This window comes from Haloarcula rara, assembly GCF_029338235.1.
Taxonomy (GTDB): Archaea; Halobacteriota; Halobacteria; order Halobacteriales; family Haloarculaceae; genus Haloarcula; species Haloarcula rara.
This window is the reverse complement of sequence record NZ_CP119785.1, coordinates 2337782-2352717: the sequence shown is the minus strand read 5'-3', so window position 1 is coordinate 2352717 and position 14936 is coordinate 2337782. Positions and strand designations below refer to the sequence as shown.

Below are 14936 nucleotides of genomic sequence, written 5' to 3'. Positions count from 1 at the left end.
TCGGTCGTGCTCAGCGGGGAGACAGGTGCGGTTTGGGGGCTGGCCGACACCCGACGCGCCGTCCAGTCGTAGACTGGTATCCGTCCATAGACAATTTACTGCCGTGTATCCACGGCGAATTTACCTGTCCGGACGCTCTGGGCTCGTGTATGCGATACGTGACGCTCCGGCTCGCACCGGAGGGGGACAGCGCGCTCCACCCGTTGATGGGGGAGCTCGCGGCCGCCGAAGACATCACGCGGGAAGCGATTCACCGTATCGAGTTGCTCGCCGACGGGACCGTCGTGATGGTCGGCGAGTCGCGGGGGAACCAGGACCACTTCGAGCGAATCATGGCCGACAGCGACTACGTGCTGGAGTTCACCACGACGGGGGCCGACGGCCAGTGGTACTCCTACTCCAACTTCGAGCCGACCGAAATCAGCGAGCGGATGCTGCTGGCCCAGCAGCAATCGACGGGCCTCGTCGAGATGCCCATCGTCCCGAACGCCGACGGCTCGATAGAGTTCACGCTCGTCGGGGACGAGGAGAGCCTACAGGAGTCGGTGCCCCCGGAGATGGACGGCTACACGGTCGAACTGCTGGAGACCGGGGACCGCGAACCGCGGGCCAAGGACCTCTTTGCCTGTCTCACCGAGCGCCAGCAGACCGTCCTCGAAACCGCTATCGACCGGGGGTACTACGCGAGCCCACGCGAGGCGACCCACGACGACCTCGCCGACGCGCTCGAGTGCTCGCCGAGCACGGTCGGCGAACACCTCCGGAAGATCGAGGCACGCGTCTTCGCGCAGTTCAGTCGGAGCTGACCGCAGTCGTCGGGTTCACGCCCCGCTCCAGGACCGCACGGAACCGCCGTCCGGCCGGCCCCTCGGCGTCGATAGCCCGTTCGATAGCCGACGGGCACCACCCCTCGTCGACGAACCGCTCGTAGACTGGCAGGCGCTCCCTGAGGGGGACGCCGGCGGCGTCGGCAACGGCCTCGAGCTCGTCGAGGGCCGGCCAGGCGTAGTCCGGGTTGATGTGGTCGTCGGTGACCGGCGACACCCCGCCCAGGTCGTCGATACCGCAATCGACGAGTTCGCGGGCCGGCGCGAGGTTGGGTGGGACCTGGACCGAGACGTCGTCAGGGAGCCCGGCCCGCGCCATCGCCGTCGCCCGCCGCATCGTCGCCAGGTCCGGCGACCCGCCCCGCCAGCGCTCGTTCTCGACGACCGGCTGGACGATGACCTCCTGGACGTGGTCGTAGCGGTCGTGCATCGCCGCGATAGCCAGCAGACTCTCGGCCCGGTCCCGCCAGTCCTCGCCGATGCCAACGAGGATACCTGTCGTGAAGGGCACGCCGAGCTCGCCGGCGGTCCGAATCGTCGCGAGGCGCTGGCCCGGCGACTTGGCCCGTGGCCCGCCGTGAGCCTGAACGTCGGCTGTGGTCTCAAGCATCACGCCCATCGAGGCGTTCAGGTCCGCGACGGTGGCCATCTGCTCGCGCGTCTGGTCGCCCGGATTGGCGTGTGGGAGCAGGCCCTCCGAGAGCGCTATCTCACAGGCCTCCCGGAGGTACTCGTGGATGCTCTCGTGGCCCAGCTCGGCGAGCTGGTCGTACAGCTCGGTGTAGCGGTCGTCGGGGTCGTCACCGAACGTAAAGAGCGCCTCCGTACAGCCCGCCGCCGCGCCGGCCCGGCAGGTGTCGCGTATCTCCTCGGGCGACATGAGCGTCGCCTGCCCCGGCGGGTCGTAGTACGTACAGTAGGTACAGGTGTACCGACACGCCGTCGTCAGCGGGACGAAGACGTTCCGGCAGTAGCTCAGTTCGGGCGCCGCGTCGACGTCCTCGGGCATCACCGACAGCAGCCGCTCGACCTCGCTGTCGGGGATAGCGATGTCGACGTCGTACTCGTCGGCGCCCGGAATCACGTCCCCGAATCAGTGACCGACGGACAAAAGCGTCTAGCAACGACAGCCGGTAGATTACGCATCAGCGTGGGCAAAGACGAACGCCCGCAACAGCTTCGCGGCGAGGGTCGCGGCCTGGCCGTCGTCGCGGTCGTTGACCTCCACGACGTCGAACCCGACGGCGTGGGGGGCGACCGCTCGCACGACGTCCCGGAGCTCTCGGGGGGACAGGCCAAAGGGTTCTGGCGTGCCGGTCCCCGGCGCGAACCCGGGGTCAGCGGCGTCGATATCCACGGAGCAGTAGGCCCGCTCGCCCTCGAAGTCGGGCGTCCAGTCGGCCACGTCCTCGGGGGGAACGACCGTCACGTCGCGCTCGCTGGCTCGCTCCCACTCGGCCTCGCTGCCGGTACGAGCGCCCAGGACGACCGCCCGGTCGGCAACCGAAAGGGCGTGGTGGGTCACGGTCGCGTGGGAGAGGTCGTCGCCGGCGTAGGAGTCGCGGAGGTCCAGATGCGCGTCGGTACAGACGAACACGTCCGGGTCGAGCGCGCGGACGGCGGCGACGGTGACGGTGTGTTCGCCGCCGACCAGCAGGGGGACGGCGCCGTCCCTGTCGAACTCACTGATGGCACTCTCGAGGTAGGTGAGGTATTCGGCGGTGTCGGCCGAGGGGCCGACGTCGCCGTGGTCGTACACACCGAGGTCGGTAAAGTGTCGCCCGGTGTGGTGGTCGAAGTCGTCGAACTGTTCGCCGAAGTCGCGGACGCGGCGCGGGCCGAAGCGGGTGCCGGGCCGAAAGGACGTCGAGACGTCGAGTGGCGCCCCCACGAGGGCGTAGGCCGCCGTCTCGCGGTCGGCGACCGCGCCGGGGAACGTCATTACGAGCGGGTGATCTTGCGCTGTTCCTCGTACTCGAGGTACTCTATCTCGTCGTCCGGTTCCAGCTCCACGTCGTCGGGCATCAGCATGGTGAACGTCTCGTAGGTCTCTAAGTCCATCACCTGGGCGTCGCCGCCGTCGGTCGAGACGACCTGGCCCTGCTTCCGGTCGACGATGGGGACCCAGATCTTCGCGTCGACGGGCTGGGAGAGCGAGCGCTTCTTGCTGTCGAAGACGCCGCGGGCGTCGATGCGGGCCTTCGCGCTGCCGTGTTTGCCCGGCTTGGCCGTGCTGTAGGAGTCAATCTTACACGGTGTGTCGTCGATCATCACGTAGCTTCCCTCGTCGAGTTCACGAACTTCCGTCTGCTGTCGAGCCATACCGCCGTGTTGCCGGTGTTGTAGTATAAACGGTTTGGAATCCGGGGCGCCGACGCGGTCCGCCGCCTCACACAGAACTTGGCGGAGTCGAACGGCTTATTACCGGCAGGTAGAACTGGGTGGTATGTGCCTGTCCGACGCGCAGTTCGAACAGTACCAGCGCGATGGCTACGTCGTCGTCGAGGACTGCCTCGACGCCGCCGTCGTCGAGCGCGTGACCGAACGTATCGACGCCTACGTCCGCAACGACCGCGAGGAGAGCCAGTTCGAGCGGATGCTCGAACCCGAGGTCGACGACGCCACGCTCGGTGGGGCCGACCCCGTCCGGAAGTTCGAGGGCCTGGGGATGGTCCGCGAGGACGACGTCTTCGCCGACCTCGTCACCGACGAGAACGTCGTCGACGTGGTGAAACAGCTCCAGGGCCCGAACTGCTCCTTGCTCCGGAGTGCGGCCATGCTCAAGCCGCCACGGGTCGGCAGCGAGAAGAAGTACCACCAGGACGCCGCCTACTACCCCATCCACCCGATGGACCACGTGACGGTGTGGATGGCCCTGGACCAGGCGACGACCGAGAACGGCTGTATGCAGATCGTCCCTGGCGCGCACACAGACGGCCTCCTGGGTCACGAAGCCATCGAGTACGACACCGACATCACCATCGCGGAGAGCGACTACGGCCCCGAGGACGCCGTTTCCCTGCCGATGGAGCCCGGTGACGTGCTCTTCCAGCACTGCCTGCTGCCCCACTACACGGCCGAAAACGAGACCGACGACTGGCGGCGGGCCTACATCGCGGCCTACATGCGTAACCGCTCGCGCTTTACCGACGAAGACCCGCCCGCGTGGGTCGACAGCGAACACATCTGTGGCGAGACCTTCCCGGGGTGCGTGTAGATGGCGACGAGTAGCGCGAACGACGCCAGCGGGCTGGTCGGCAAACTTCGGAACATGGGACCCACGTGGCTCGCTGGCGCCATCGCCGTCGGACCGGCGACCATCGGCGCGCTCGTGACTGCGGGGGCGGGCTTTGGCTACACGCTCCTGTGGGTCGTCGTCCTCTCGGCGATGATGGGCGCGACCGCGCAGTATCTCGCGATGCGGCTGGGACTGCTGACCGAGGCCGGCATCGTCTCGGCTGTCGAGGACAACCTCGGCTCGTCGTGGGCGTGGCTGCTGGTGGCCGACACCGTCATCGCGGCCGGACTCGCGCAACTGGTCATCATGAAGACCCTCGCGGGCGTCTCCGCCGAGGTCACGGGGCTGAGCCCCGTCGCCTGGGCAGTCGCCTGGAGCGTCGTCCTCGCGGTCGGCCTGGCCGGCGGCGGCTACCGCTACGCCGAACTGGGCGCGAAAGTCCTCGTCTCGCTGGTCGTCCTGTTGTTCGTCGCCTCGCTCTTTGTCGTCCCCATCGACCCCGGCGCGGCCGCGACCGGGCTCGTCCCCTCGATTCCGGCCGGCGTGGAGGGTGCGCTGCTCGCGGCCGGTATCCTCGGGGGCGCCGTCCACATCGCGCTGGTGACGATGCAGTCCTACACGATGCGAGCCCGTAGCTGGACGACCGAGGAGTCGGCGCTGGCCCGCTTCGACGTGGCCGCCTCGATGCTGGTCGCCTTCGGCATCGCCAGCCTGGCCATCTTCCTGGTGGCCGCATCGGTCCTCTCAGACCCGAGTCTCAGCGTCGTGGCCGCCGCGAACGCGCTCGGCCCGCTCGTCGGCGCGAACGCCAAGTGGCTGTTCCTGCTGGGCCTGTGGGGGGCTGCCGTGACGACGCTGGGCGCCAACACCGTCGTCCCGCCGTATCTCATCGCGGACAAGATGGGGTGGGCACAGGACACCTCGGACTCCCGGTACCAGGCGACCGTCGCCGTCTTTGCTCTGGTCAGCGCGCTGGGCGTGTTCATCCCCGGCGCAGTCTTCGGACTGCTCGTCCAGGCACTGGCCATCGGCTTCGTCGGCACGCCGTTCGTGCTCGCGCTCGTGCTGTACCTGCTGAACGACCCGACCGCCGTCCCGCAGACGAGTTCGGCCGTCGAGAACGTCGGCGGCCTCCTGCTAATCGGCGTCAGTACCGTGGTCGCGGGCCAGTGGCTCCAGCGCGTGGCCGCGGGCGGGGTGACCGACCCCGTCTCGCTGGCTATCCTGGCCTTCGCCGCCGTGTTGGCCGTGGCGATGGTGGGCCTGCTGGGGCTGTCGGTCAGGAACTGGCTGGCCGACGACACCGAGCCCGCGATGGCCGCCGACTGAATGGCGCTCTCAGTTCCCCTCTCCGGCACGACCCTCGTCGTCGGCCCCTCGAACGTCGGGAAGACACAGCTGACGGCCCGAGCCCTCGATAGCTGGGTCGAGGAGCACGGCCCCGATGGCGTCGTCGTCCTCGATTTCGCACCCACGGTCGAACGCGACGGCGAGGTGCTGGGCGGCCCGCTCACGCAGTTTACGACGGTGCCCGACGAGGCCTATCACGGCGTGGTCGACGCCCACGCGCCGCGGTCGGCGGGCGCGGACGGCGCCGAGGCGCTCGCGCTGGCCGAAGCCAACGCTGTGGCAGCCTTCGAGCACATCGACGCCGCGCCCGCCGACCCGCGAGCGGTGTTCGTCAACGACGCCACCATCGCGTTGCAGGCCGACCCCGACCTGGTAGAGCGCCTGACTGACTACTGCGACCGGGCCGACTGTGCCGTCCTCAACGCCTTCGACAGCGACACGCTGGGCGTCGACGACCCGGTTTCGAAAAACGAGCGAGCGGCGTTAGCGCGGCTTCGGTCCTGGGCCGACCGCGTGGTCGAGCTGTCCTGAATCACGCGGGCGAGGCGGTTTTGTCATCGTCGCCGTCGGCACGACCACACCCCGGTGGCAGGGGAGAGGCGGTTCTCACAGGCTCCAGTGGCGCGGAGCTAGTGGGATGGCTCGCCCTGGTGGACCTTGTGAATCTCGTCGGCGGTGAGGCCGTGTGCGTGTTCGTGGACCTTCTCGCCGGCCTCCTTGCTCGGTCCCTCGAAGAGGCAGAAGACCGCGCCCTCGTCCTCGTCGACCCAGTAGTTCAGATACTCGACGTCGAACTCTTCCTGTGTCTCGACGTCTTTCTCGTGTGCCTCGATGACGTCATCTACGGTCGCGTCTACGTCTCTATGGACGTCGATAAACAGTGGCATTTCACCTTGCGAGTTGACACGCCACAGACATAAGTCCCTGTTGGCAGGTGTGTGAGCTTGGTGGAGACTTGCTCGCCAGCTAGCCCAGGGCAGCCAGCGGATGCGTTGCATACGTTCAGCCGCCGAGCTCGGCACCGAGACCCGGATTTCGAGAAGCGAGCGGGGCTGCGTGGCGACCCGTGGTCGTGGGCCAGCGTGGTCGAACTCAGTCCCCGCTGACCGGGTCCGACTGGTCGATATCAGAGACGGCTATGAGAAGCCGGTCGCCGTCGAGGGCCGTCACCAGTTTCGACTCGGTGAACGTGTCGCCGCCGGCACGGAGCCCCCGGCTGCGCCCCTCCCACTTGCCGCCGTCCCGAACCACGGGCAGCACGTTCGACCTGACGTGGTCGACAGCACTCTCCGGGTGGAGTTCCGACCAGTGTTTCCCGACGATTTCGTCCGGCTCGTACCCGTAGACGGAGGCGTACAGCTCGTCCACCCGTTCGAAGCGCTCGTCGGGACCGATGATTCCCACACCGTCAAGTTCCGTCTCGACCGACCCTTCGAACTGCCCCTCAGAGTTGACGGCGTGTTCGACACGCCGGATGAGCATCGTGTACGGCTCCGTCCCGTACCCCTTCTGGAGGTAGTCCGAGAGGCCGGCACTGATTATCTCCGCGGCGACGCTGTCAGTCTCCTCCCTGGAAAATAGCAGTACCGGCAACGTCGGCTCTGTCTCGCGGATCGCCTCGAGGAGTTCGATACCGTTCATGCCCGGCATCCGGTAATCAGTGACGACACAGTCGAACGACGTCTCGCCCCCGCGAATGCGATTCAGCGCATCGGCGGGAGCTGTCTCGGTCGTGACCTGACAGCACAGGCCGCCCTCACCGTCTTCCAGATAGTGCTGGACCAGGTCGCCCAGTCCGGCGCTGTCGTCCACGTGAAGCACCTGAACGGGTTCGTCCGCTCCAGTGACCATTCTATCCGGAAGTTGGCCAGGAGGCTTATAACGGTTCGCTCGCCGTTCTCAGCGGTGAAAACGGGCGAGTCGCGACGCCACGATTCGAGGTGTCTCGCTGCGCTCGATGCCCCGCTACTCCTCGTCACCGGGTAGACCGTAGCTGCTTGTCGCTCCGGTCTCCTGCTGGCGCATGCTCTGGCGTGTGAACTGCGGTTTCGCGCGGACGCCCTTCTTCTGTCGGAACGACCACCACAGCGAGAGCGCGAGCGCGAGCACCGCGAGGCCGGCGACAGCCGAGACGACCAGCCCCGCCTCCGCGTAGAGGAACGCCGTCGAGAACAGCGTGCTGGCGAGCAACATCCCCAGTATGAGGCGTTTGGTCATCGTCGCCAGCAGCCGGTCTGAGTCACGGATGTCGGCCTGGACGGTGAGTTCGTCTCGCTCGACCGTATCGAGGACTGATTCGAGTTTCGGCGGGATTCGAACGGCCGACTGGGCGGCGTCGTTGACCTCGTTCGCGCGGTCCTCGACGTAGTTCTTGATGCCGGCGGTGATGTACCCCTCCTCGCGGAGGAAGCCGGTCGCGACCGAGATGAAGTCGAAATCGGGGTCTAAGGTCACACAGACCCCCTCGACGACGGTGGCGACACGCAAGACGAGCGCCAGGTTCGCGGGCAATCGGAGGGGGAACTCGTAGATGGTGTCCTCGACCTGCTGGACGATTTGCTGGACGCGGTACTGCTCGATGTCCTCGCCGCGGGCGTCGGCGATTGCCAGCTCCATCACGTCGCCCATCACCTGCCGGTCCGCCTCCGGGCTCAGGGTCCCCATCTCGATGAGCGCATCGAGGATGGCCTGGATGTTCTGGTCGGCGACGGCGGCGTAGAAGTCGATTATCTTCTCCTGGACGAACGGGTCGACCCGACCCGACATCCCGAAGTCGTAGAAGACGAGCTTGCCGTCCGCCTGGACGGCGAGGTTCCCGGGGTGGGGATCGGCGTGGAAGACGCCGTCGTCGATTATCATCTGGAGGTACGCCTCCTGCAGCGTCTCCGCGAGTTCGGTCCGGTCGAACCCCCGGTCGTCGAGGTCGTCGATGTCGTTTATCTTCGTGCCCGGGACGTACTCCATCGTCAGCACGCGCCGTGTGGAGTGGCTCTCTATCACGGCGGGGATTCGGATGCGGTCGTTGTCCGTGAAGTTGCCCCGAATCTCCCGGAGCATCTCGGCCTCGCGCTCGTAGTCCATCTCCTCGCGGATGGTCTTTGCGAACTCGTCGGCCAGCGTCTCGAGCGAAAACGAGCGGGCGTCGCCGAGGAAGTACATCAGGATTGGCAGCGACCAGCGGATGACCCGGAGGTCGGCCTCGACGAGGTCCTCGATTTCGGGCCGGCGAATCTTCACCGCCACGTCCTGGCCGTCGACCCGGGCCTGGTACACCTGGCCCAGCGACGCGCCGCTGATGGCGTCGGTGTCGAACTCGGCGAAGCGTTCCTCGACCGGTCCCAGTTCGTCCTCGAGGACGACCTTCGCCCGGTCCCAGTCGGCCGGCGGCACGCGGTCCTGCAGCGCCGCGAACTCGTCGATGTACTCCGGCGGGAGCACGTCCGGCCGGGTCGACAGCAGTTGCCCGAGTTTGATGAACGTCGGACCGAGCGTCAACAGCGAATCGAGCAGTGACTGTGCCCGCTCGCGGCGCTGTTCGCTCGTGACACGCCGGCCGGAGCCGAACAGGAGGAACCGCTTCCGGTCGCGGGCGTACGCGAGCAACAGGGGCAGGAACTGCCGGGCGACGACGAGGAACCGCCAGTACGCGCGGAGATTCACCGACCGGGCACCCCGCAGACGCGGCTGTAGATTCGTTCAGGGGAGCGCCGTCGCTGCCTCGGTGCCCACCGATGCATCGCTCCAACAGTCACCATCAGGCCTCGTCTATGGGGATTGTCGTACTCGGCGCGGCCGACGCCTTCGGGATGGTGAGTTCGAGGACGCCCCGTTCGACGGTGCCCTCGGCGCCCTGGCCGGTGGCATCGGGCGGCAGCGGCAGCTCGACGTCGAGGAACACGGAGCGGTCCTCGCGGACGAACCGGAACTCCCGGGGGACGTCCTTGCTGCGCTGGCCCTCGATAACGAGTCGACCGGCTTCGACGGTGACCTCGAGGCTGTCGGCGGTCACGCCCGGCAGGTCCAGCACGAGCAGGTAGCCCTCCTCGGATTCGAGCACATCCGCGAACACGGCGTCGGGAAGCGACCCTAACGCTTCACGCAGCGCTGACATGAGCCGACCTAGGGACGGCGCAATGGTAAACCCGGCGGTTTCGGCAGTCTCGCCGACTGCGGGTCGTCACGCACAGACTGGAGCGCAATCACATCAGCAGGACGAAAAAGCCACCAAAACACAGGATGAGGAACAGTCCGGCCCCCGCTTTCCGGAGCCCCCGCCAGGCGACTCGCCGCGCCGCCCCACCCTGGTCCGTGTCCGAAATGACGAACATCGGCGCTTCGTCGCCGTCGCTCACCAGCGCGTCGACGAGGCTGCTTCCCCACCCAGCAGACGGCCCGCGTCGGGCCTGCCCGTAGACGTGTACATCGTCGCCCGAGTGGAGACGGCGCTCGGTGTATCGCTGTTGGTTGTCCCGGATTAGCCGGAGTGGTTCGTCGGCATCGTCTGTGCTCTGTTTGAGCTCGCTGAACCCGAACGCTTTCTCATTCGAGTCCATGGATTCGACGACATCGTCTGTGAGTGCTCTTCGGTCGGTGACACCGTACACTTTCTCACTCGAGTCGATGAATTCGACGGCGTCGCTGACGTTGGGCGGCTTGCGTCCGGACCTGACCCGCTCCGAATGGGGTTGGCAATTAATATCCGCGCCGTCGGGGTCGACGACCACCCGTCCGGTGCCGTCGTCGACGACGAACTCGACACCGTCCATCCCCGCTCCGACCGTCGCCCAGTTCATGTTACCTCCTTCTCGGAGATATTCCTCGACCTTGTAACTGTAGGCCAGACAGCGGGTGCCGGTCAGGGGCGACTCGACGGTGCCGTCGTCGCCCTCGACGGCCTGTCCCTCGATTTCGACGGGACCGCGGTGGCCGTGGAGTCGCTCCACCGGCAGCGGGTCGTTGCTGAGAATCGGGTACACACGAGTCAGTCGGCGAAACGCGTTGTAACACATGTGGAGGCCGATGGCGATACCGACGAGAAACACGAGCTGAAAGAAGAACGGCTTGAGATCGCTGGCGAAGACGGTGGCCAAAATATGCTCTGGAAGGCCCATACGTTCAAGCACTTCCGGCCGGATAAAAGCGTTTTCAGGTTCTGGGATGGAATCTATCGGATTCTCATACGAGCGAGGAGAGGGTGAGTGCCACGACGGCCACGACCAGACCGAGACCCAGCCCGGCCCGCCAGAGCCCCCCGCGGGCGATCCGCCACGCCGTCCCCCGTTCGTCAGTATCCGAGATGACGAAGACGGGCGTCGCCGCCCCGTCGCCGACGAGCGCGTCCACGAGGTTGCTCCCCCACTCGGCGGACGGCCCACGGGTGGCCTGCCCGCAGACGTACACCGTCTCGCCGATATCGAGGCGGCGCTCGGTGAACCGCTGTTTGTTGCCGACCTCGAACTGTGTTATCTTGAGGTCGACGACCCGGTCCTGCGGGTCGACGGTCTCGTTTTCCGCGACGTACCGTGCGATTCGCTCGGGCAACTCGGTGTGGGGCGGAATCGTCACCGAGTGCGATTCGAGGTGGATGTCCGCGCCCTCGGGATTGACGACCACCCGCCCGGTGCCGTCGTCGACGACGAAATCGACGCCGCCCATCCCGGTGTCGAGCGTCTCCCACGACTGGCTCTTGCCTGACTGGCGCAGCTCCTCGACCTCGCAGGTGTAGGCCAGACAGCGCGACCCGGTGAAGGGGGCCTCGACGGTGCCGGCGTCGCCTTCGACGGCCCGGCCCTCGATTTCGACGGGGCCACGGTGGCCGTGAAGATCCCGTACCGGCAGGGGGTCGTTCCGGAGGATGTGGTACACCGTCCGCAGGCGGCGGCCGCCGGTGTAGCAGAAGTAGCCGCCGACGGCGAGGGCGGCGAGTGCGACAAGCTGCAGGAGGACCATACCGTCGGGACCGTCTGGGCGAATCAAAAGCGTTGCCGATGCGTGCGAACCTGTCTCGGGACTCCGGACGCTTTTGCCCACGTAGCGCCAACGGCAGATATGGCCGGGGCCTCGCCGACCGACGTAGAGGAGTGTACGCTGGAGACCGCTCGCCGCCAGCTCGGCAGTTACGCGGCGCCGGTCGACCGGACCGACCGCATCCCGCTGTCGGTCGCGGTCGGGCGCGTGCTGGCGACCGACGCGACGGCCAACGACCGGATTCCGAGCGCCGACATCGGCGTCGACGACACCGTCTTCGAGCGTGGCCACCAGCTCCGACCCGCCGACCTGGGGCTGTTGAAGGCCGCGGGCGTGAACGAAGTACTCGCCCGACAGCGCCCGCAGGTCGGCATCGTCCCGACCGGCGACGGGGTCGTCGAGTACGATGCCGGCCCGGACGAGCGCGTCGAGACGGCCGGGTTCACACTCGCCCAGTACGCAGACCGCTGGGGCGGGAAGGTGACCTACCGCAACGCTGTCGCCGACGACGCCCCCGCCCTGCGGATGGCCGTCCAGCGAGACCTCACGCGGGATATCGTGGTGCTGACCGGTACCGAACCGGGCGATACGCTGCGGGAGGTGGTCCGTGAACTGGGCGACATCGTCGCCGACCGCGTCGCTATCGCGCCCGGCCGCGAGACGGGACTGGCAGTGGTCCAGGACCGCCCCGTCCTCCTGTTGCCGGAGTCGCCCGTCGCTGCACGCGTGGGTGCCGTCCAGTTGCTCCGGCCCTTGCTGAAGGGGTTTGGCGACGCCCCGCTTTCGGACCACCCGACACGTCAGGCGACGCTCGCCGACCCGCTCGAGACGGACCCCGCGGTCCGGTCGTTCGTCCCGGTCGCGCTCGAGGACGATACGGCGACGCCCCTGTCGGGGACCGACCTCGCGACGGCGACGCGGGCCGACGGCTGGGTGACGGTACCGGCCGACGAGCCCGACCCCGACGCCGGTGATGCCATCACCGTCGACGACTGGGACTATCTTCCCTGAATTGGCACCGGCCAGATAGATCAACCGGCGGACGCGCAGCATTTTCTTGCTGAGCGGCTGTAGCGCGGGCGACGCGGTACTCGGCACTACCGTTCCGGTTCTTTCCAGCGAGAGAACTGTGCTCGACGGGACCGCTCTGGCAGCCACCAGGCCTGTGTCGATCCGATGGACTGTCCACGACAAGGCAGTGTGCAGCCGAATTCGACCTACTGCCAGTGCCATACACTCGGCCACAGATGCGGTTTATCCGCAGGACTTGGTTGCAGCCGGCAAAACTCCGCAAGATTCATCTTGGAACTGACTCTGCCGACCCGCTGTCTTCCTCGTGTCTGCACTGGAGACGCCTCAGAGGGCCATAACGCATTTATCAACAACTGAACCATGGTTGTGCATGCGAACAGTCCTGACAGTCCTCGTTGTGGTAACGGTGTTGCTGGCCGGCTGCAACACAGGCGGTTCCGTCGACACACCCACGGGGACAACGACGGGAACAGAATCGGTTCCCACGGTGGAGGAGCCAAATAAAGACCTTTCGGGCGGTGAAAACGGATCAGTCACGAACAGCTCCGCACTGCTCGGGACGTTCTACAACGAGGGGTTGTCGGGGTATGCGAATCTCGACTTCTCGGTGGAAACCAGCGACATCAACTACACCATTGGCTACCAGAACGACACAGCATCCCAGATATACGAGGTCTCGACCGCGGATCAACGGGGAACGACTGTTTACTACGTCCACAGCGGGACAGACGCCGTTCGAAACACCGCGTCGGGGGAGGTCACGTACAGAGAACAGCCCAATGCTAGCTACGCGCTGTTAGTCCCCAAGCTGTATCTGGATATTATCCCCGCCTTGGAGTGGGATAGCGCGGGCACCACGACAGTCGACGGTAACCAGCGCTCCGTGCTAGAATCGAGTTCGATAAACGAGACTGCGGCCGATAACCTCGATTACCCCCTCAGTTTGTCGGGCACCACGGCCGACGCCCGACTGACTGTCGATAGCCATGGCATCATCCGTAGCGGGGAGCTTAGCCTGCCGAGCGAGGGGGGTTCAGCGACGATCACGTTCACCCTGGACAAAAGCGAGAGCATCTCCGTCACCGCACCCGACTGGTACGACGAGGCCGAAGCGACGAACGCGACAGCCGAGTAGCGGGTGCCGCTCAGAGTTCCAGCAGCGACCTGATACGATGGTCACCCCGGACACACCGGTCTTTCTCCAGCGGGTAGCCACGCTCGATGTGGATACCGTCCAGCCCCGCGTTCCAGGCCGCGCCGATGTCGCCGGGGTTGTCGCCTGCCAGGACGCCGGCGTGGCCGTTGTGGCCGACGCCGAGGTCGGCCATCGCCCGGTGGACCGGTTCAGGGTCGGGTTTCCAGCCGATGTCGTCGTCACAGCAGACGACGGTGTCGAACCAGTCGCCGATGTCCAGCCCGTCGAGAATCGGTTCCGTGAGATACTCCTGACAGTGGGTGACCAGCCCCACGGGCTCGGACCGCTCACTGAGGAACGTCTCGACGTCGTCGTACAGATAGGTCGCCTCAGCCCGCGCGAGCGGGTCTTCCTCCTCGTGGAAGACGTCCCAGAACAGCGCCGGGTCCACCGCACGCTCGGCGAGAAAGTCACGCCTGGCGGCGCCCTGGCCGTACCACAGCAGCGCGGCCTCCCGCTCGCTGAACCCCTGGCCGAGCCGGTCGCCGACCCGGTCCATCACTTCGACCGGGTACGCCGGGTCGACGTCGACGAGCGTCCCGTCGAGATCGAACAGCCAGAAGTCGTAGTCCGCCATTGGAGCGATAGATAGGGGGGTCGCGTGTAAAGCCTTTCTGCCCCCTAGACGACGTGAATCGAGCTCCCCAGGTACTTTTTCAATACTTCGGAAACTGTCTCGGCGTTGAACGCGTCGAGGTCGTCGGCGATAGCCGTTTTCAGGTCGTCGAGATACGCCTCGCTCGTCCGGAGCTCGCTGAACGTCACCGACTCGACCGGGACCTCGAGGGCTTCCTCGGCCAACCGACGACCGTGGGCGGCGTCACCGAGTTCACCGCGCCAGAGCGTGTCCCGGAAGAACAGCCAGCCGTCCTCCCCGGGCGGGTCGGCCGCTCTGGAGAGGACGGTCTCGGCGGTGTCGGGGTCGGCGCGGTAGCCCGGCCGGGGGTCGAGACGGACGGTCACGCGGAAGACGTACCGGGCCCCCGCCTCGCTCGGGTCGTGGGCGCCCACGCTACTCGTAGACGTTGTCCAGCCGCTCGGCCATGTCGATGTCGTTTTCCGTGATACCGCCGGCGTCGTGGGTCGTCAGCCGGACCTCACACTCGCCCCACCGAACCGTCATCTCGGGATGGTGCCAAGCGTCCTCGGCGACGCCCGCGGCCGCGGCGAGAAAACCAGAGGCGCCGAGATAGTCGTCGAACTCGTAGACGCGGACAATCTCGTCGCCCTCGCGGTCCCACGCCGCGGGGAGCTGTTCGCTAATCTCGTCGCCGGAAAGCAGGTCTGCCATACTGGGCGTGAGGTCTGCCACTTGCAAAACAGTTTG

18 protein-coding genes are annotated in these 14936 nt (G+C 66.6%); 6 read left to right on the top strand and 12 right to left on the bottom strand.

Annotation, left to right across the window (positions count from 1 at the left end; genetic code table 11):
• Window positions 1-149: 149 nt before the first annotated feature.
• The gene (locus P1K32_RS12500; RefSeq protein WP_276250054.1) at window positions 150-806 is read left to right on the top strand and encodes a helix-turn-helix domain-containing protein; all 657 of its coding nucleotides are present in this window, start codon (window positions 150-152) and stop codon (window positions 804-806) included.
• On the opposite strand, the gene cofG is transcribed toward P1K32_RS12500, so the two are convergent.
• Genes cofG through P1K32_RS12485 form a run of 3 tightly spaced genes read right to left on the bottom strand, consistent with a single transcriptional unit; the run spans window position 793 to window position 3149 of the window.
• Window positions 793-1911 (bottom strand): 7,8-didemethyl-8-hydroxy-5-deazariboflavin synthase subunit CofG, encoded by a 1119-nt coding sequence (gene cofG / locus P1K32_RS12495; RefSeq protein WP_276250053.1) that lies wholly within the window; start codon window positions 1909-1911, stop codon window positions 793-795. The two genes, P1K32_RS12500 and cofG, sit on opposite strands and share 14 nt — an antisense overlap.
• A 54-nt stretch (window positions 1912-1965) precedes the next feature.
• On the bottom strand, window positions 1966-2769 hold the full coding sequence (locus P1K32_RS12490; RefSeq protein WP_276250052.1) for an arginase family protein: 804 nt from the start codon (window positions 2767-2769) through the stop codon (window positions 1966-1968).
• The gene (locus tag P1K32_RS12485) at window positions 2769-3149 is read right to left on the bottom strand and encodes a translation initiation factor IF-5A (RefSeq protein WP_276250051.1); all 381 of its coding nucleotides are present in this window, start codon (window positions 3147-3149) and stop codon (window positions 2769-2771) included. Before P1K32_RS12485 ends, P1K32_RS12490 begins: the two co-directional genes overlap by 1 nt.
• Before the next feature lie 124 nt (window positions 3150-3273).
• Between P1K32_RS12485 and P1K32_RS12480 the strand changes: the two genes are divergently transcribed.
• The 3 genes from P1K32_RS12480 to P1K32_RS12470 are packed head-to-tail and all read left to right on the top strand — an operon-like array spanning window position 3274 to window position 5946.
• Window positions 3274-4044: a phytanoyl-CoA dioxygenase family protein gene (locus P1K32_RS12480; protein ID WP_276250050.1), complete on the top strand. Its 771-nt coding sequence runs from the start codon at window positions 3274-3276 to the stop codon at window positions 4042-4044.
• Window positions 4045-5394, top strand: coding sequence for an NRAMP family divalent metal transporter (locus tag P1K32_RS12475; RefSeq protein ID WP_276250049.1), 1350 nt, complete (start codon window positions 4045-4047; stop codon window positions 5392-5394).
• Window positions 5395-5946, top strand: coding sequence for a hypothetical protein (locus tag P1K32_RS12470; RefSeq protein ID WP_276250048.1), 552 nt, complete (start codon window positions 5395-5397; stop codon window positions 5944-5946). It abuts the gene before it with no gap.
• Window positions 5947-6044: 98 nt separating this feature from the next.
• Here the strand turns inward: P1K32_RS12470 and P1K32_RS12465 are convergent, their stop codons facing one another.
• From P1K32_RS12465 to P1K32_RS12440, 6 genes are all read right to left on the bottom strand, one after another.
• Complete coding sequence (locus P1K32_RS12465) at window positions 6045-6302, bottom strand: DUF4242 domain-containing protein (RefSeq protein ID WP_276250047.1); 258 nt, start codon at window positions 6300-6302, stop codon at window positions 6045-6047.
• A gap of 205 nt (window positions 6303-6507) precedes the next feature.
• Entirely contained in the window at window positions 6508-7266 is a 759-nt protein-coding gene (locus P1K32_RS12460; RefSeq protein ID WP_276250046.1) for a response regulator, read from the bottom strand.
• 114 nt (window positions 7267-7380) lie between these two features.
• Entirely contained in the window at window positions 7381-9075 is a 1695-nt protein-coding gene (locus tag P1K32_RS12455; protein WP_276250045.1) for an ABC1 kinase family protein, read from the bottom strand.
• A 94-nt stretch (window positions 9076-9169) separates the two neighbouring features.
• Complete coding sequence (locus P1K32_RS12450) at window positions 9170-9526, bottom strand: Hsp20/alpha crystallin family protein (RefSeq protein ID WP_276250044.1); 357 nt, start codon at window positions 9524-9526, stop codon at window positions 9170-9172.
• An 88-nt stretch (window positions 9527-9614) separates the two neighbouring features.
• Window positions 9615-10526 (bottom strand): hypothetical protein, encoded by a 912-nt coding sequence (locus tag P1K32_RS12445; protein WP_276250043.1) that lies wholly within the window; start codon window positions 10524-10526, stop codon window positions 9615-9617.
• Between the two features lie 64 nt (window positions 10527-10590).
• A complete protein-coding gene (locus P1K32_RS12440; RefSeq protein WP_276250042.1) occupies window positions 10591-11364 on the bottom strand; it encodes a GIDE domain-containing protein in 774 nt (257 codons plus the stop codon).
• Window positions 11365-11463: 99 nt separating this feature from the next.
• Here P1K32_RS12440 and P1K32_RS12435 point away from each other — a divergent pair, with 99 nt between their 5' ends.
• Entirely contained in the window at window positions 11464-12393 is a 930-nt protein-coding gene (locus P1K32_RS12435) for a molybdopterin-binding protein (protein ID WP_276250041.1), read from the top strand.
• Between the two features lie 391 nt (window positions 12394-12784).
• Entirely contained in the window at window positions 12785-13549 is a 765-nt protein-coding gene (locus tag P1K32_RS12430; RefSeq protein WP_276250040.1) for a DUF7537 family lipoprotein, read from the top strand.
• 10 nt (window positions 13550-13559) lie between these two features.
• On the opposite strand, the gene P1K32_RS12425 is transcribed toward P1K32_RS12430, so the two are convergent.
• Genes P1K32_RS12425 through P1K32_RS12415 form a run of 3 tightly spaced genes read right to left on the bottom strand, consistent with a single transcriptional unit; the run spans window position 13560 to window position 14900 of the window.
• Window positions 13560-14186: an HAD family hydrolase gene (locus tag P1K32_RS12425; protein ID WP_276250039.1), complete on the bottom strand. Its 627-nt coding sequence runs from the start codon at window positions 14184-14186 to the stop codon at window positions 13560-13562.
• Between the two features lie 44 nt (window positions 14187-14230).
• Window positions 14231-14620 (bottom strand): LWR-salt protein, encoded by a 390-nt coding sequence (lwrS, locus tag P1K32_RS12420; RefSeq protein ID WP_276250038.1) that lies wholly within the window; start codon window positions 14618-14620, stop codon window positions 14231-14233.
• A 1-nt stretch (window position 14621) separates the two neighbouring features.
• The gene (locus P1K32_RS12415; protein WP_276250037.1) at window positions 14622-14900 is read right to left on the bottom strand and encodes a 4a-hydroxytetrahydrobiopterin dehydratase; all 279 of its coding nucleotides are present in this window, start codon (window positions 14898-14900) and stop codon (window positions 14622-14624) included.
• Window positions 14901-14936 lie beyond the last annotated feature (36 nt).